Source organism: Roseibium sp. SCP15 (assembly GCF_040329435.1).
Classification (GTDB): Bacteria; Pseudomonadota; Alphaproteobacteria; order Rhizobiales; family Stappiaceae; genus Roseibium.
On the sequence record NZ_JBDZYI010000003.1, the window covers coordinates 768035 to 785247 of the forward strand.

The following is a 17213-nucleotide window of genomic DNA, read 5'->3' on the forward strand; positions in this document are numbered from 1 at the left end:
AAGCAGATTGAAACACTTCACAAGTGACAGTTCCGAATTACAAACTATGAGGTGTTACACACCGCCAGACAGATCTAGGCCCTTTGCCCGACAAAGCGTCCTGCACCGTCTGGGGTTGGCAGTCGGGCGTGGTGGTTTGCGAAGATGGCAAGCCTGTCGGCAACCTCTGGGCCTGGCAGCGAGCTGGAGCGGGTCTTCAGATCCACATGCAGCAGCAGCGTCTCGACCGTGGCCGCCACCTGCCCCCCGGTACCTTTCAGGAAGTGGAAGAGCTGCATCTTCTTGCCTTCCCCCTTCAGAACCTGCGTCGTGATCGTCAGCCGGTCCCCCGCATGCAACTCGTCCAAATACCGGATGTGGTTCTCAACCGTGAAGTAGCTCCTGCCAGAGGCAACATAGTCGCCATCGGCCCCGATAAGCTCCATGAACCGGTCCGTTGCCGCCGCAGCAGCCTCCAGATAATGGGCCTCGTTCATGTGGCCGTTGTAATCCGTCCAGCTTTGCGGAACCTGCCGGTCCCCCGTCACCGGAAGCTCCGGATCGGCTTCAACGTTCAGATTGGCCTCATGCCGGTTGATCACCCCGCCGGCTCCACTGCCGCTCTTCTTCAGCGCCCGCATTATCCCGACCAGATTGTCGTCGCGCAGCCGCTCCAGATCCCGGATCGACAGATGACCGGACTGGGCATCCGATTGCCCGGCAATCAGGTCCACCAGCTCCTCGGTAAACTCCGGCACATCCATCAGCTTGGTCCAGGGCCATTCCAGGGCCGGGCCGAACTGGGCCATGAAGTGCTTCATGCCCGCTTCGCCACCCGCGATCCTGTAGGTCTCGAACAGGCCCATCTGCGCCCACCGGATGCCGAAGGCCATGCGGATCGCCTCGTCGATCTCTTCGGTCGTGGCAACGCCGTCCTTCACCAGCCACAGGCTCTCCCGCCAGACCGCCTCCAGCAGACGGTCGGCAATATGCGCATCGATTTCCTTGCGCAGGGTCAGCGGGAACATGCCTATGTCGCGCAGGATCTGCGCGGCCTTCCCGGTTTCAGCCGCATCGCCAACCAGCTCGACCAGCGGCAGCAGGTAGACCGGGTTGAACGGATGGGCGACGATGGCCCGTGCGCCCTGGCTGTTGAGTTCCGACGGCTTGAACCCGGAGGTCGAGGAGCCGATGACCGCGCCTGACGGAGCCAGCTCCGACAGGCTGCCCAGCACCTTGTGTTTCAGGTCCAGCCGTTCCGGAACACTCTCCTGCACCCAGTCCGCCCCGGCGGCCGCTGCCGCCAGATCGTCATGGAAGGTCAGTGCGCCTTCCTCCGGCAACAGCCGGTCATAGAGTGCAGGCAGGCTGCGGCGGGCATTGGCGATCACCTCGCCGATCTTGCGTTCCGCCTCAGGGTCGGTGTCGTAGACCGCCACATCCCAGCCGTTCAGGAGAAAGCGCGCTGCCCAGCCTCCGCCGATGACACCGCCGCCGACTATCGTTGCCTTCATGCCGGAGCCCTCTTTGTCAGCCCAAGCCGGTCACGCACATCCTGCGGACCGATGATCCGGGCGCCCATTCCCTCGATCACCTTGACCGCCTTTTCCACCAGCTGGGCGTTGGTCGCCAGGACACCCTTTTCCAGGAACAGGTTGTCTTCCAGTCCGACCCGCACATTGCCGCCGGCCAGCACCGCTGCCGCCGCAAAGGGCATCTGATCGCGGCCGAGGCTGAAGGCGGACCAGGTCCAGTCGTCCGGGATGGCATTGACCATGGCCATGAAGGTGTTCAGATCGTTCGGCGCGCCCCAGGGCACGCCCATGCACAGCTGCACCAGCGCCGGCGCAGCCAGCGTGCCTTCCTTGACCAACTGTTTGGCGAACCACAGGTGGCCGGTGTCGAAGGCTTCGATCTCCGGCTTGACCCCGAGCTCGGTCATCATGGCGCCCATGGCCCGCAGCATGCCCGGCGTGTTGGTCATGACATAGTCGGCTTCGGCAAAGTTCATGGTGCCGCAATCGAGCGTGCAGATTTCCGGCCGGCATTCGGCGATATGGGCCATGCGCTCGGACGCACCGATCATGTCGGTGGCGGCCGCGTTCACCGGAAAGGGCGCTTCGGTGGAGCCGAAGACAATGTCGCCTCCCATGCCGGCGGTCAGGTTCAGCACCACGTCGACATCGGCGGCGCGGATCAGCTCCGTCACTTCCCGGTAGAGATCCAGCCGGCGTGACGGTGCTCCGGTTTCCGGGTCGCGCACATGACAGTGCACAACGGCAGCACCGGCCCTGGCCGCGTCAATGGCGCTATCGGCAATCTCGCGCGGACTGCGCGGGACATGCGGGGACTTGTCCTGCGTCCCGCCAGATCCCGTCACCGCACAGGTCACAAATACATCCCGGTTCATCTGCAAAGGCATTGGTCTACTCCTATCGGCCCTTCCAGACCGGGTCGCGTTTTTCGGCAAAAGCTCTCGCCCCTTCCAGCTGGTCTTCGGACCGGTAAAGCCTTTCAACAGTCTCAAACTGGCTCTTGGTGATGCGGTTCATTGCATCTTGAAATTTCATGTCTTCGGCTTCCCGAACCACTTCCTTGATCGCCGCATAAACAAGCGGGGGTCCTGAGGCCAACAGTTGAGCAAGTTTGCGAGCTTCACTCATCAGATCGCTTTGAGAGTAAACGTGATTGATCAGGCCCCATCGAGCTGCTTCTTCCGCGTCAATCCAGCGACCGGTCAACAGCATTTCCATGGCAATATGATAAGGAATTCGCTTCGGAAGTTTGATACTTGCCGCATCGGCGACGGTTCCAGACCGGATTTCAGGAAGTGCAAAAGTGGCATGCTCTGCCGCGAGAATCAGGTCTGCTGACAATGCAAGCTCGAGCCCGCCACCGCAACAGATGCCGTTAATCGCCGCAATGACGGGCTTGTTGAGACCACGTAGTTCCTGAAGCCCGCCAAAGCCCCCTTTTCCATAGTCTCCGTCAACTGCGTCACCCGCTGCAGCCGCCTTTAAGTCCCAACCCGGGCAGAAGAACTTTTCACCCGTTCCTGTAACAATCGCCACTCGCAGATTCGGGTCGTCTCTGAACTCGGTAAATACGTCTCCCATGACGCGACTTGTCGCAAGATCAATTGCATTTGCCTTCGGACGATCAAGTGTTACTTCGAGAACGTGACCATCTTTTCTGGTCTTGATTGGATCACTCATCGATTGCCTCTCCACATTTGATCAACGCATCCACCGCGATTGCAAAGTCCCGACCGCATAGCAGAGGATTGATTTCAACTTCCTCGACCGCGGCCGACATGGCGTAACTCTGAACAGCCATCACTGCATCGATGATTGCATCAAGGTCACATTGGGGCCTACCTCGATAGCCAGCGAGGACACTTGATATTTTCAACTTGCCAAGTTCATCCCTCACCTCTGACCGGGATGCTGGCAGCACCATTGAGACACTGTCCTGAAGCAGCTCTGTCAAAACACCTCCCGCCGCCAGGGACAAAACGAGGCCATGCGCCGGATCTCGCACAACACCGACCAGAAGCTCAGCACAGCCACCAGTCACCATTTCCTCTACAAGGAAACGATCAGCTGGCATGGAACTGGCCGCTTCGGAAACCTCTTCGCCGGACATAAGGTTGAGAGAAACTGCTCCGGCTTCAGTCTTGTGCGCAATTCCAAGCCCCTTTAAGGCCACCGGAAAGCCAACACGTTCGGCAACTGACACAGCATCGTTTGCACTGTTTGCCTGAACGCTGACGGGTATCCGCACCCCATGTTTCTGCAAGGCGATTTTCGCTTCGCCTTCCGAAATCGTCATCGACTTCCCGACTGTCTTGGGAACATGGATCATTTCTGAAGGCAACTCCTCAGGAACTGAAGAAACCGCAGCGATCGCCGACATGGCTTCCTCCATTCCACAAAGAGGAACAACTCCCTTCGCCACGAGTGTTGCGGCAACGTCTTCGGGCAAGGTTTCCGGAAGAGTACTCAGCACCGCCATGGGTTTCCCAGTTGCTTCGACGGTGATCTCGATGGAGGCGAGCACTTTCACCCATTCATCTTGTGAGCATCGATCGGCACGCGGAAAATCCAGTACGACGATTCCAAGTGATAAATCCCCTTGCATCATCGCAGTAAAGGCTCGGCTCATTGCCTCGACGTCGCCCCAAATGTAGGTGTGGTAGTCCAAGGGATTGGCAAGTGCCACCTTGGGGCCGAGAACAGTTTTGAGATTTGCTTTCTGCCGGTCATCAAGCTCCGGAAAGTTCACTCCTCGCTCGAATGCCATATCTGCAATAAGGCTCGCCTCCCCTCCTGAGCAGGACATTGAGGCAAGACGGGCATCCGGCAGGTAACCTGTAACATGCACCAGCTTGAGCGTTTCCAGCAACACAGGGAGACTGTCGACCTGCGCAATCCCCAAACGCCTGAAGAGGGCTCTTGCTCCAGCCACTCCCCCTGCAAGCGACGCAGTGTGCGAAACTGTTGCAGTTTTAGCTTGTTCCGATTTGCCAACCTTCAGGGCAACCAGCGGCTTCCGAAGCGCCCGAGCCTTTCGAGCGAATTGCTCAAATCTGCGCAGATCATCAATTCCTTCGATATGGAACCCGATGGCCGTTACGCGATCATCATGCAGTAAGGCTTCACCGATATCGGAAAGACCGATCTGCGCCTGATTTCCAACCGTCAGAAAGTAAGCAATAGGCAGGCCCCGCGCCTGCATAGTGAGGTTCAAAGCAATATTCGAGGATTGCGAAATTATGGCTACACCTCGAGAGACTGACGCTGCCCCATGCTGATCCGGCCAAAGCATCGCCCCATCCAGCGCATTGATGAAACCGTAGCAGTTGGGTCCAAGGATGGGCATATCGCCCGCCGCAAGCACCAACTCTTCCTGCAAGCTATGACCGTCTTCAAGCTCTTGGGAGGCTTCACGAAAACCCGAAGCGAAGCACACTGCACCGCCCGCCCCGATTGCCGACAACTCGCGAACGATGTTCACCGTCATATGTCTGTTGACACCTACAAATACTGCATCCGGCACAAAAGGCAGGTCGTCAATCGACTGGACCGCCATGCATCCCCCGACTTCACTCCGCTTTGGATGAACCACGATGAGATCGCCGAGAAATCCACTTTTCCTGCATTCGCGAACGACATTTTCACACCACGTTCCACCACCGATAACCACCACGGATTTTGGTCGAAGCAAGCGATCGAGCACCTGCATCTCTATGCTCCAAGTGGCCGGAAGATATCCCGGCTGATGATGTGACGCTGAATTTCGCTGGTTCCATCCCAAATTCGCTCGACTCGAGCATCGCGCCAAAAGCGCTCGATCGGGAAATCATCCATGAGGCCCATTCCTCCATAAATCTGCAGCGTTGTATCGGTAACCCTCGCCAGCATTTCGGTCGCAAAAAGCTTTGCGCTTGCAATTTCGCGGTTTGCCGGCAGATCTTGATCCAGTCGCCAGGCACCTGCCAACGTCATCCAGTCCGCCGCATCTATTTCGGTAATCATATCAGCAACTTGGAAGCCAACCCCCTGAAATTTCGCGATTGATTGACCGAATTGCCTGCGTTCAACCGAATAACTTACAGCGTGATCAAAACACCGGCGTGCCCGACCAACACTCATGGCCGCCACGGTCAATCGAGTGGCGTAAAGCCAATCATTCATGACGTCGAAACCACCGTCGATCTCTCCCAAGATCTGACGGCCTGGCAGGCGGCATTTGTCGAAGTAAAGAATGTAATTCTTGTAGCCCCGATGGCTGACAGAGTTATAGCCCTCTCGGACTTCAAAACCCGGAGTTCCACGATCCACGAGAAAACACGTAATTCTCTTTTTCGGACCCTTCGGGGTGTCGTCGACGCCCGTTGCCACAAACACAATGAAAAAATCGGCATGCTCAGCACCGGAAATGAAATGTTTGGAACCGGAGATCACCCAATCTCCGCCATCACGGACCGCCTGGCACTTCATCCCTCGCACATCTGAACCTGCGTCGGGTTCAGTAATTGCCAGGGCGTCCATCTTTTCACCGCGCACAGCAGGTAGCAGGTAGCGTTCACGTTGGTCATCTTTACAGGCCATCAGGATGTTCTGAGGACGTCCAAAGAAATGCGTCAAAGCCATGGAGCCTCTTCCGAGCTCACGTTCCACCAAAGTGAAATCCATGTGACTGAGTCCCGCCCCCCCGACTTCCTCGGGAAAATTGCAGGCATAGAAGCCGAGATCGATGCATTTTTGCTTGAGCTCTTCCCCAAGCCCCACGGGAACTTGACCTGTTTTTTCCACACTGTCTTCGTGGGGATAGATCTCGTTTTCAACAAAAGAGCGCACCGTTGAGACGATCATCTCTTGTTCTTCGCTAAGTCCAAAATGCATCGGACACCTCCTCTTGCCTCAGCTTCGCAAGAGTGAGACAAGTCGAAGGACTAAATTGTGCAACTTTGGTGTAAAATCATGCAAACTTCGGAAAAATCTGAACGAACGCAGTCTATCTGTGTTCTGCTGTTCGAACGCTTTTCCAATCACTGCCTTGCAAACGCGATCGAGCCATTCCGTGCGGCTAATACAATCGCGCATCAAGATCTGTACTCTTGGAAACACATCAGTCTGAACGGCGGAACGATAAGCTCTTCAAGCGGCCTGCCGGTTGAAACACTGTCATGGGCTGAAGCAATGCCCAGTGGGGATTACCTTTTCGTAATGCCGAGTTACGGCTTTTCCGAGTATGCAACACCGAGAACCAACGAAATCCTGCGAGCTGCAAGAACACGCTTCTCAACGCTGGTAGGCATGGATACAGGCGCGTGGCTTCTGGCCACAGCGGGTCTTCTCGACGGACGTCGCGCTACGATTCATTGGGATGAATACACCCGTTTTTCCGAGACTTTCCCGAACGTTGACGCCGATGAGAATCGTTTTATCATTGAACCCGGCCTAGCGACATGTGGTGGAGCTTCCACGGCCTTTGAGCTAACGCTTGAGTTGATCAAGAACCACCACAGTCCGATGTTTGCACTAGAAATTGCAGCACTTTTTATGCATGGCGACAAACTCGAAATGCATGACCCTTTCCAGAGGTTGTCTTCCGACAGACTTGTTCGCCGTGCAACCGCATTGATGCGCCGGACGATCGAGCAACCTTTGCCCATCCCAGAAATTTCCAAGCGACTTGGCGTAGATCAACGATCACTCGAAGACAACTTTCAACACGAGATGCGGTTGACGCCAAGTTCTGTCTACAAGTCAATTCGCCTTCGTGAAGCCCGTCGGCTAGTCGAGTTGACAACGTTGAGCATTGCCGAAATTTCAGAGCGTTGTGGGTATCAAAATACAAGCGCGATGACCCGTGCATATCGCCTTGAATTCGGGCAACCTCCGAAGGCTCACCGGCAATCACTCTAATTCTTACCACTGCACAATTGGCCCCGGGATACTGACCGAAAGCAGAATCAAACGGCACCCTGTTTCTCCATCTTTCGAGGAAGATTTCCTTGACATGTTCGTTCAATCCGTTGCCGATTACATCAAGAGATAGCTAACGCCACTTTTAGATTGTTTCATTGTGTTTTCGAAAACCAACCACATGAATGCACGCCGTGTCCGGGTGGAACGGTATGTTTGAATCAGTTCGTTTTGGTCTTCTGATTGTCCTCTTGGTCTTTGCGGCTACTGCAGCGCTCGCGCAAGCTGATCCAATCCCCAACTATATGGGGTCAGAATCCTGCGAAACCTGTCACCAGGCAGAAGTGGAACCCTGGCAGCGGTCCCATCATGCGAAGGCTTGGATGAATCCTACCCAAGAGACTGTAGATGGAAACTTCAATGACGCGATCTTCACTCACAAGAACAGAAAAACCCGCTTTTTTCGAACCAGTGAAGGCTTTTTCATCGAGACCTCGGACATCATCGACGCCCCACAAACCTACAAGGTTGTGGGAGTAGGAGGAATTGCCCCTCTACAGCAGTACCTGATTGAAACAGAACCCGGACGACTGCAGTCCTTTGACGTCGTTTGGGACCAGGAAAACAAAAGCTGGTTTCACCTGTATCCTGACCAGTTGCTTAAGCCGGAAGACGGCTTTCACTGGAGCGGTCCGTACAAGAACTGGAACGCCAGGTGTGCGGAGTGTCACGCCACCGGTTTCTCTAAAAACTACAGTTTGCGCAATCGGCAATACAAAAGTGCTCACGTTGAGATTGGGGTCGGGTGCGAGGCTTGCCATGGTCCTGGAGAAGCGCATGTTTCATGGGCAGAGAACCAATCCCAACCTGCAGATTCACGGTTTCAGGGGCTCTCGCAAAAGGGCTTTCCCCTAAGATTTTCAGGATCTGAACCCGAAGTGGAAATTCAGCAATGCGCGGGATGTCATTCTCGAAGAGAACCATATCAGGACGCCTCGCCCGTCCCGGGGACACCCTTCCACGACAGTTACAGATTGGCATTGCTACGTGAAGGGCTCTATCACCCAGACGGCCAGATACTCGACGAGGTGTACGTTTATGGGTCTTTCCTGCAGTCAAAAATGTATGCCGAAGGTGTCAGATGCACAAACTGCCATGACCCGCATAGCGCTCAATTGAAAGCCACGGGAAACGCGCTTTGCACCCAGTGTCATTCAACTGCAGGCAATTCTGACTTTCCATCGCTTTCGCCAAAAATGTACGACGCCCCCTCCCATCACTTTCACGAGACCGGCACAGAGGGCGCTCAATGCGTTTCCTGTCATATGATTGAACGAACCTATATGGGAATCGATGGCCGCCGAGATCACTCATTTAGAGTTCCTCGACCTGACTTGAGCGTGACAATTGGAACACCTAACGCCTGCAATGATTGTCATCAGGATCAAACTCCGGACTGGGCAGCAGAAGAACTCGAAAACAGGTTCCCCGATAGCAAGCACCGTACAAGGCACTTTGGTGAATCGTTTGCTGCGGCAAGAAATAGCCCCGCGAACTTGAGAGATGAGCTGTTGGACATCGCTTCTCAGTCGACGTTTCCTGCGATCGTTCGCGCAACCGCCCTTGACCTGTTGGGGCGGCAGGCAACTGCAGATCTGGCAAACCAGGTTGCTCCCTTATTGGACGATGAAGACCCGTTGATAAGGGCGGCAGCAATCACCCTTCAGGAACAGGCTCCAAGTAGCCTGCGAGCTGAGCGGATCGCGCAAGCGCTCGAAGATCCAGCAAAGGCAGTTAGAATTGCGGCGGCACGTCAGCTTTTGACTTTGCAGAGAAGAAATCTTCCTGAAAGTGCGGCCTCAACAGCAATGAAGGCATCAAAGGAGTGGCAATTGTCTCTGGCCGCCAAATCCGATTTTCCGGAGACACATATGGTACTCGGTGGTGCTGCGCTTGCGATGCGAAACGTTGCAGCTGCGATAAACGCCTTTTCGGAGGTGACAGAACTCGATCCGCAACTCGTTCAGGCCTGGACAATGCTTGTCCAACTTCATTGGTCTCGACGAGATTTTTCAGCGACAGAAACCACTATTCAAAAGGGACTGGCCGCGAACCCCGGCGACCCTAATCTGCTCGAGTTGAAAATACAGTTTCTTGCACAATGAGCAAATAACGGAAATTGATCGTCACGGTGAATGTTTCAGTTGCTCAAACGAGAAGATTTGGCTTCCCCTTCAACGCACAATTACCCTTTACTCTAAGCAAGTAAATTTCGCTGAAAATCCTACCCCGTTGACCAGAAAGCATTTGCATTCATGACGTTGGCAGTTGAGTTGCACTGATTGTTGATTAGCTCTCCTGTGGAAGCTCATCCAGAGGAACGATCACCGACAGGCCTAGACCGCCGGTCACCGCTTCAAAGTGTGTTCTTCCGGTCTGTCCGCCGGCATCTACCGAAACAGTCAGTTGCCCCAAGAGTGCGGCGATATCGACGGCGGTATAGCCCTGCAGGTCCGGAACCTGTTCGCCGGTCATGTAGGCCTTGAACGCGGCTGCGACCCAGGAGTGCAAACCGTAGTGGGTTGCTGGATCCACGCCGCTCACCGACAAGGGAACCGCGAAGCCCGCGGTAAGCCCTAATGCTGCGGCCATTGCGCTGGCGGCCGGGACCATCGCGGCCGGTGCGATCACGACCAAGGAATGCGGGTAAGTCGTCATAGTGTCACCCCTGTTTTCTCTGCGATGTGTGCTTCAAGTTTCGCGCGATCTTCGTTTGAAAGTGCGCCGTTGTGGAACACGACGCTGTAAATATCGGCAACGCCGGGATGCGACCCGCTGAAATCCGTACCGATTGTCATGGCTTTGTAAGCGTTCGTGCCTGCGTTCCCGACCAGTTCAACCCCGCCGTCATATCTGATGTAGGAGCTTTCACCCTCCCAATGCGTGGTGATGACCTGTGCGGTTGATGTGGTCTTGCCGGTTTTACCACCAGCCCAGTTCCCCGCGTACTGCTGTACGTAATGGGTGCCGAGAGTGAGGATATGGCGCTCTACACCGCCCATACCGTCGAAGAACCTGCCTGTGTCCCCTACCCGTGCACCAAGTGCGGCAACATTCGGCTGATAGTAGACGGTAGCGCCACTGACCTTCAGGCGGTCGTCTACGCCGTCGAATTCGAGCTTATAAAGCTCCCCCACTTTTCGAAGAACCGGGCGCGCTGCATCGGACGGGGCAGTCAAATAGAGGCCTCGAGCCTTGTCTTTGATGGTTCCAACGATGCCGTCAACTTGGGCCAGGGTTGTGGCGCTTGCCCCTGTCGTTTCCTGCCACATGGTCGAAAGGTCGGAGGGATCCAACCAAATGGCTGTATTGGGCAGATCAAGAGGGGACCAGGGTGCCGGATTGGAACCAGGCGGCCCGATCATGGCTGCGGCCGACGCCGACAGCCCTAGTTCAAAGTCCAAATCCATTGTCCTTATACCTGTTCAACATACGCAACCTTGTCACCTTCGCTGCATCCCAAAGGCATCGCCTGGCCAACACCCAGGAACCAGCGCGGAGAAGCGTTCGGATTGGGGACTTTGCCAAAGGCGACATAGAGCGGAACGTCACCAGAGTTCGCAATCCTGGCGAAGCTTTGCGGACCGGCCACGCTGTTTGATGGGGTGTTCGCAGCCGTCAGGGTTTCAGAGGTCGCTGCATTGGCATCAAGTGCCGGCATCGCAGTGCCGTTCACGGATCGGCCCGAAGCCGGGGAAAATGTAACTTCCAGTTTGGCAGCCATGGTTCAGGCTCCTTTCTGTTCATTGGCCTGTGGCGGATCCTTGCCCGCCTCACTTCAGTCCGGTGAAAATCTTGTAGAGCCCGGCCAGTGCCAAGGCCCCGATTATCGTATTGATGGCCTTGCCCTTGACGCTTGATGTGCCTTTGCGCAGATCCCGCAGAAAGTGCATATCCTTCTGAGCTTCGAATGGGTGTTCCAGGTCGACGCCGAGAGCGCGCAGCACTTCCTGTGCGGCTTCCCGCCCGCCTTCTTTGCCGCCTTCCTTGGCGACCTCGCGCAATTCGTCTTCAGTCACGCTCTTCCCCTGCAAAGCCGGTCACGAGTTTGTCGTACCACTGGCCGCACCGTCTCACGCGGGCATTGGCGCGACCAAGCGCCTGGTCTGTCCGGAGCAAAGCAACGTCCAGAGGCTCCCCGATCCGGACGCCTGACCTTTCGCGCAACCGGCAATCTGTCGGATAAGGCGGCAACTCTTTGGTTGCTTCCGTTTCGCCTTGGGCCGCGGCGGCGACCTGCAACCGTTCGTCAACGGTTCCGCAGGCGGTCAACAAGGCCAGGCTGCACAACGCAACCGGCCTCAACAGTCGAAACATAGTGTTCCAGCTCCTGTGTTGCGGCTTCCGCTTCCGCGTTGGCCATTTCGATTTCTGTTTGAAGAAAGCGCCGCGCCCCATCGGTGACGGCCTGGCGGCGTTTGAGCTCTTCGAGCTGAACCCGTGCCGCGGTCAGCTCGACCTTGGCGACATACTCAACCACTGCACGCTTTACCGCGCTGGTCTTGTCGACCTTGTGCCAAATAAAAAGGCCGCCCAGAACGGCGGCAATGGCAAACACTGTGCGAGCGGTTCGGCTCTGGAGGATCCAAGCAGCCGCCCCGATCATTTCAGGCCTTCCAGGCAAAGCCTGTGTTCTGCCGCCCGGCGGTTCACAAGCCCCTTGATGGTGCGGCCGCCCGCCTTGTTGAACCACTTGGCAGCGTTGCAAGCGCCGCGAATGTCTCCGCGGTTGAGCCGCTTACGTGCCGTCGATCGGCAAAACGCTCCTACCCCGATATTGTAAGTCAGGCTGACAAAGGCGACATAGGACTTGCCAGGAATGGCGCCGGGGTTCTTCAGGCACTTGCGCATTCCTGCTTCATGCTTTCGCAGCGAGCGCATCAACATTGCATCGCATTCGGCCTTTGTGTGCTTGTCCCCCAGCTTCACCCCGTAGGTTTCGCCGTAACAGACAGTAGGCACCCCCACAACGTCACGATAAGCGTTCAGGCGCAGACCTTCCCAGGTTCCGACAAGCACGATTGCAGCCGCGCCAACGGTCCCGACCAGGCGGGTTTTACGTCCCATCTTTGTAATTCCTCTGTGCGAGAAGGCGGGCGACGAATGCGCCGGCAGTGGAAAGAGCCGAAAGAAACGCCAGGCGCCCCGGCTCGATAAAATCACCCATGAAGGGCAACGCGACTTCCGCGCCCGACAACAGCGCGGCAAGCATCATGAGGCGCACGCTCCACGCTCTGCGCAGAACGCGGCGCCAGTTCGTAACGAGTTTCATTGTTGGGATCCTTAACCAGGTGCGGCCAGGTACATGACAAGGATCAGCGCCCACCAAAGAGCACCAACCAGCAATTCGGAAAGAGTGTTGCCCCAAGTAGTGCGCCAGCGGAGTTCGTAAGCCCCTACCCCGAGCAGACCGAACGGAACCGCGGCAAAGCCGAGCCAGGGAGAAGCCCCAGACCACGCAGACCAAGCGGCCAGCATCGGCAAGACAAAGGCCCCCAGACGAAAGAACATTGCGGCATAGTCAGAACCGAACGAGAGAGCGTCTATCACCCTCACGAACAGGTCGTTTCGCCGCGGATCATTCCTTTGCTGATCGTCATGCCGGTGCAGATCGAACCAAAGCCCCCAGCCAGGCGCACCCCAGAAGAGGAAACCAAGGAAGACCACAAGGCCAAGTTCCAGGCTCAACAGAGATCCGGCCAGCCCGCCGACGATGGCCGCCACATAATACAGCGCTCGACCTGGAAGGCGGTCCGTCAAGCTGGACATGCCCCCGCCGCGGATCCGGTTGAAGATCATCAGCACCGGCAACGCCACAAGCCAGGAGAGAAGAGAGGAAAGCATGAGTGTCCTTTCAGGCACAAAAAAACCGCCTCAAGGGCGGCACTTGCGGGTGTGATTGTCAGGCAGAATTACGCGGCCCAATAAGCCTCATTGGTCGCGAAGTCGAACGGCCGGGGATCCATGGCCTCAAGCGCGTTAGACGCCGCCCGAATGCCCTTGATCTTGTCCCATATGGCTTGCCCTTCGGCCACTTCCGCTTGTTCTTCGGCCGTCCAGTTGTCGACGCCCTTCAATGAGAGTTCAGCCGCCCGAGCAGTGAGATTGCGTTGATACCACTCCGGGGCAACTTCCAGGATACGGCGGGCCGCTTCGGCCTTGATCAACTCGGCCGCTGGCTCCGGCGGCACCCAGTCCGAAATCTTGCCGCCAGTATTCAGCCATTGTTGCGCAACAATTCTAACTTTGTTTTCGTTTGAATTGTCCACCGGCTCTTTGAAGACTGGCTTTTGCGCTTCCGTGGCATTCCCGGCGGCAAAATCAACCTCCCATGCCTCGAAACGAACGGTGTATTCGTCCCATGCCTTGTTTACCTTCGCGAGGAACGCGGCCTTTTGAGCGGGAGTTGGGGGGTTGATCCCATACGGGATTTCTTCAAGCGTGCCGTTTGCATGCCTAACTTGAAGATGGACGATCGCGCTTAGGAACTGAGTGTCTTTTTCCGCAAGGTCGGTCCCGCCGTGGGGCTCAATCGCAAGAACTTTCACAATTTCCATTATGCCACCCTCTGAAAGATATTGCCGTTTCCGCTCGGACCGCGACCACGCGAACGCCAAGTTCCCGACAGGGTGCTGCCGTCTCCTTGACCATGGTTGTAGTCCCAATTGCCTGAGTTCTGCTTGATGGTTGCTGCGGTGTTCCGCCCGTAATACGGAGAGGAATTGTTGGTAAAAACAATGTGTCCTATAGGAAAGTTGGTTTCTGAAGCGCTTGACCCGTCGTAGACCAGCGCAAGCTTGTGCAGTCCGCCGTCGTTTTCTTCCATCACCTGGGCGTTAGCGCTGTCATCCCAACGGAACGTGCGGCTTGTGTTTGAGTTGTCGTCATAAAAATGGATATCGGCGTCACCGCCGCCATTCTTGCCAACCGTAATGTCACCGCCCTGCACATTCAGGTCACCCGTTAGCGTCAACGTTCCCGACATTGTGTCATTGCCATCCGAGCGGACAAACTGCGAACTATCCAAGCCGTCCAGAGTTCCGGCGTTATAGCTGGTCGAACCGGTCGGGCCTTGCGGGCCTTGCGGACCCTGTGCGCCCGTATCCCCTTTTGCAGCGAGCAAACCCCAATCATCTGACGACGTACTTGGGTTCTGACCAACATTGATGCGAAGAGAAATATAGGACGAACCGTTATAGGTCACCGTTTCGTCCGCGGCATAGGTAACGCCAGATGACCACATACCCCGATAGGTCAAGCCGGGGTCGCCCTGATCACCTTTCACCCCTTGCGCGCCGGTCGGGCCTTGGATGCCCTGATCGCCCTTTGGCCCCTGGATGCCTTCCGGCCCCTGTATCCCCTGCGGTCCTTCCGCTCCCTGGATGCCCTGTTGTCCCTGTAAGCCACGCTCACCTTTAGAGGCAACAATATCCCATTCTGCGGCGGCATCCGCTGGGGTGACGTTTGTATGATCGGCCACACAAACAAAATACGCGCCGTCATAAAACACCGTGTCGTTGACAACGTAGGCAACCGCGTTCGACCAGGTGCCGCGATGGTTCATCCCGACAGGTCCCGCCGGTCCCTGGATGCCTTGAGGTCCTTGCAGGCCTTGAGGACCACGGCCGAACGGAACGCCAACCGACCAGGCGCCCACCGCATTGGACAGCTTCCAATATACAATCCCGGCCTCTGTATCGAGATACGAGAAATTCGCCGGTTCCGCATTGTAGGCGGCGCGATCGGCAGTCAGTCCGGACGCATCCGGATCGAATGCCTTACCCACAGGACCTTCGGGGCCTTGTGGTCCCTGCGGACCGATCGGGCCTTGCGCGCCAGTCGGGCCGGTCGGACCTTCCGGGCCTCTTGGGCCTTCCGGGCCTTGCAAGCCGGTCGGGCCTCTAGGGCCTTCATAGCCAACCGGTCCCCGTTCCCCTTGTGGCCCTTGTGCACCTTGTGGGCCTTCCGCACCTTGCGGCCCAGCCGGTCCAGCGTCCCCAATCGGCCCCTTTGGACCCTGGGCGCCAGGCAGGGAAGCGATCTCAAGCACCTGTTGAAGCGTCGGCACGTCGGTGTTTTCCGCCGCTTCAATCCCACCGATCAGTCGACGGCCGTCCAGATCAAAGCCGCCGTTTTTCTCGATCAAGGCACGGGTGGCAACCGACTGCATGTTGATCGCAGTCCGATCCATAGCCCTTTCCATCACGGCCGGGTCAATTTCACCACCGGCAAGGCTGTAAGGCTGGTCAAACTCACTGACCAGCAAGACCGTCAGGGTTTCACCTGCCTGCAAATCCGCCGCGGTAAAGTGAACCGCACCGATTGCAAAGTTCCCGCCCGTGAAAGTCCAGCTTCCGGGGGATTGCTGGTAAGTCCAGACGGTTTGACTTCCATTGCCATCCGTATGGATCACCTGAAGGTTGGTTTCATCGACAAACTGAAAAGGCAAGTCGACACGTTCGGTCACGCCGTCACCCTGGATTTGGGCGCGGCCTTCCGTCAAGGCTGCTACTGTCATAGAAATCTCGTTAGTTGTTTGCGGCACACGCCGCTGATGAGTGTCTTTGATTGATCGAACTAGATGTTGCCGGCAGCAACCACACTTTGACGTCACCGCATTTCGTCTGCTTGCGTGACAGAGGGTCCAACTAGCATCGTACCCTACGCGGTGGATATGAGGCTGTTCGTAGGCTTTGATCAGCAATGTGCGTTTGCAATGTTTTAGCCGCAGAGGATCGTAGACTTACGTCAGTTCTGCGAAAACGTCCTCTCAAGAGAACCAAAGTCGTTGGATTTAGAGTGACAATCTAACCGACACCAAATTGCAACGGCTCAAGCACACGCAAACCGTCAACAATACTCGGATCGATCCCGTCAAGTTCGGCAAGAACTCCGAAAGCAATGCTGACTTCGACAGTGTCCGAATTGTCCAACTGCTTGAGGAGGTCTCAGATACTTGCCCTGAAAAACGCCTTTGCTGTGCGGCATTCCCAGGTCCAAGGCGTCTCAGTCTGTTTCACTGTCATCCAGATTGGCGATTGCACTGACGAAGTTCAATTGAGTTTGCCGTCACTGAAGATTGCAAATCGGTCTACCCGACACGTGAAAGGCCTGCGCCGGAAATTCCGCAACTTCTTGCCTTCAACGTTGTCAGGCAATGGATCTACTTGCAGGTCACAACGCGCTCTGGGGCCTCAGTCAAAAAGACTGTGCGAGGAGAAAAGCACAGTGGAATGAGTTTCAGACTGATGTGCAATTTGCGCTACAGGCCCTCACTCAATTGACGTTATCCGCTTGGATATCAGCATTCTCCTGCTCATTCTGGAGAAGCTCCAGATACTGCTTGGTCATTCTTCTGAACGCATAGACCCGCTTGGTTGGTTCAAATTCACCATAGGGTGTTGGTTCTGCCTGAGTCACAAATTCAAAATCGAAGGAATGAACAGTAGAGAGTTTAGCAAGCTCGATAGCACCTTCGAAGAACCGTTCAAAATCATCGACAATGTCTTCAAGAATTTCCCGAATTACGCTATAGCTTCAGTCGAAAGCGATCACCAGTTTCCAACTCGCCTCTGCTTCTCCAAATTCAAGAAATGCTTCAACCAGGTTGCACGTTACCTTGTCCAGTAAGGCATCACACAAGATTTGCTGGCCATAAAACAGCTCTTCGAGTTCCAGTTTCATGATTTCAGGTTCTCCAATTCAGGCGGTACGGCACGATGCTTGGAGCGGACCAGCCCT

Annotated in this window: 19 protein-coding genes; 2 read left to right on the forward strand and 17 right to left on the reverse strand. The window is 56.1% G+C overall.

Translation table 11 applies throughout. The annotated features are described in order from the left end of the window. Positions 1–74 precede the first annotated feature (74 nt). The 5 genes from ABLO27_RS17455 to ABLO27_RS17475 are packed head-to-tail and all read right to left on the reverse strand — an operon-like array spanning position 75 to position 6386. On the reverse strand, positions 75–1493 hold the full coding sequence (locus ABLO27_RS17455) for a carnitine 3-dehydrogenase (protein ID WP_353034262.1): 1419 nt from the start codon (positions 1491–1493) through the stop codon (positions 75–77). Beyond that, a complete protein-coding gene (locus ABLO27_RS17460) occupies positions 1490–2401 on the reverse strand; it encodes a 3-keto-5-aminohexanoate cleavage protein (protein WP_353034263.1) in 912 nt (303 codons plus the stop codon). The genes ABLO27_RS17455 and ABLO27_RS17460 overlap by 4 nt, the downstream gene beginning before the upstream one ends. A 10-nt stretch (positions 2402–2411) precedes the next feature. Then, on the reverse strand, positions 2412–3194 hold the full coding sequence (locus tag ABLO27_RS17465) for a carnitinyl-CoA dehydratase (protein WP_353034264.1): 783 nt from the start codon (positions 3192–3194) through the stop codon (positions 2412–2414). Then, complete coding sequence (locus tag ABLO27_RS17470; RefSeq protein ID WP_353034265.1) at positions 3187–5223, reverse strand: acetate--CoA ligase family protein; 2037 nt, start codon at positions 5221–5223, stop codon at positions 3187–3189. The genes ABLO27_RS17465 and ABLO27_RS17470 overlap by 8 nt, the downstream gene beginning before the upstream one ends. Before the next feature lie 2 nt (positions 5224–5225). Next, a complete protein-coding gene (locus ABLO27_RS17475; protein WP_353034267.1) occupies positions 5226–6386 on the reverse strand; it encodes an acyl-CoA dehydrogenase family protein in 1161 nt (386 codons plus the stop codon). A 78-nt stretch (positions 6387–6464) separates the two neighbouring features. On the opposite strand from ABLO27_RS17475, the gene ABLO27_RS17480 reads away from it, so the two are divergent. Next, positions 6465–7412: a GlxA family transcriptional regulator gene (locus ABLO27_RS17480; protein ID WP_353034268.1), complete on the forward strand. Its 948-nt coding sequence runs from the start codon at positions 6465–6467 to the stop codon at positions 7410–7412. A 212-nt stretch (positions 7413–7624) separates the two neighbouring features. Next, the gene (locus tag ABLO27_RS17485; protein ID WP_353034269.1) at positions 7625–9577 is read left to right on the forward strand and encodes a multiheme c-type cytochrome; all 1953 of its coding nucleotides are present in this window, start codon (positions 7625–7627) and stop codon (positions 9575–9577) included. Positions 9578–9761: 184 nt separating this feature from the next. Here the strand turns inward: ABLO27_RS17485 and ABLO27_RS17490 are convergent, their stop codons facing one another. The 12 genes from ABLO27_RS17490 to ABLO27_RS17545 all read right to left on the reverse strand — a co-directional run bounded on the left by ABLO27_RS17490 (position 9762) and on the right by ABLO27_RS17545 (position 17156). Then, entirely contained in the window at positions 9762–10130 is a 369-nt protein-coding gene (locus ABLO27_RS17490; RefSeq protein ID WP_353034270.1) for a hypothetical protein, read from the reverse strand. Next, positions 10127–10876 (reverse strand): hypothetical protein, encoded by a 750-nt coding sequence (locus tag ABLO27_RS17495; protein ID WP_353034272.1) that lies wholly within the window; start codon positions 10874–10876, stop codon positions 10127–10129. The genes ABLO27_RS17490 and ABLO27_RS17495 overlap by 4 nt, the downstream gene beginning before the upstream one ends. A gap of 11 nt (positions 10877–10887) precedes the next feature. Continuing rightward, a complete protein-coding gene (locus ABLO27_RS17500; protein WP_353034273.1) occupies positions 10888–11196 on the reverse strand; it encodes a hypothetical protein in 309 nt (102 codons plus the stop codon). Positions 11197–11245: 49 nt separating this feature from the next. Next, a complete protein-coding gene (locus tag ABLO27_RS17505; protein ID WP_353034274.1) occupies positions 11246–11491 on the reverse strand; it encodes a hypothetical protein in 246 nt (81 codons plus the stop codon). Then, positions 11484–11747, reverse strand: coding sequence for a hypothetical protein (locus ABLO27_RS17510; RefSeq protein WP_353034275.1), 264 nt, complete (start codon positions 11745–11747; stop codon positions 11484–11486). The genes ABLO27_RS17505 and ABLO27_RS17510 overlap by 8 nt, the downstream gene beginning before the upstream one ends. Beyond that, positions 11722–12078 carry a hypothetical protein gene (locus ABLO27_RS17515; protein ID WP_353034276.1) on the reverse strand — a complete coding sequence of 119 codons (357 nt, stop codon included), beginning with the start codon at positions 12076–12078 and terminating at the stop codon, positions 11722–11724. The genes ABLO27_RS17510 and ABLO27_RS17515 overlap by 26 nt, the downstream gene beginning before the upstream one ends. Next, complete coding sequence (locus ABLO27_RS17520; RefSeq protein WP_353034277.1) at positions 12075–12539, reverse strand: lysozyme; 465 nt, start codon at positions 12537–12539, stop codon at positions 12075–12077. The genes ABLO27_RS17515 and ABLO27_RS17520 overlap by 4 nt, the downstream gene beginning before the upstream one ends. Beyond that, the gene (locus ABLO27_RS17525) at positions 12529–12744 is read right to left on the reverse strand and encodes a hypothetical protein (RefSeq protein WP_353034279.1); all 216 of its coding nucleotides are present in this window, start codon (positions 12742–12744) and stop codon (positions 12529–12531) included. The genes ABLO27_RS17520 and ABLO27_RS17525 overlap by 11 nt, the downstream gene beginning before the upstream one ends. A gap of 11 nt (positions 12745–12755) precedes the next feature. Continuing rightward, the gene (locus ABLO27_RS17530; RefSeq protein ID WP_353034280.1) at positions 12756–13316 is read right to left on the reverse strand and encodes a hypothetical protein; all 561 of its coding nucleotides are present in this window, start codon (positions 13314–13316) and stop codon (positions 12756–12758) included. 68 nt (positions 13317–13384) lie between these two features. Next, positions 13385–14029, reverse strand: coding sequence for a hypothetical protein (locus ABLO27_RS17535; protein ID WP_353034281.1), 645 nt, complete (start codon positions 14027–14029; stop codon positions 13385–13387). Beyond that, complete coding sequence (locus ABLO27_RS17540; RefSeq protein ID WP_353034282.1) at positions 14029–15990, reverse strand: hypothetical protein; 1962 nt, start codon at positions 15988–15990, stop codon at positions 14029–14031. Before ABLO27_RS17540 ends, ABLO27_RS17535 begins: the two co-directional genes overlap by 1 nt. Positions 15991–17009: 1019 nt before the next feature. Continuing rightward, positions 17010–17156, reverse strand: coding sequence for a hypothetical protein (locus tag ABLO27_RS17545; RefSeq protein ID WP_353034283.1), 147 nt, complete (start codon positions 17154–17156; stop codon positions 17010–17012). Positions 17157–17213 lie beyond the last annotated feature (57 nt).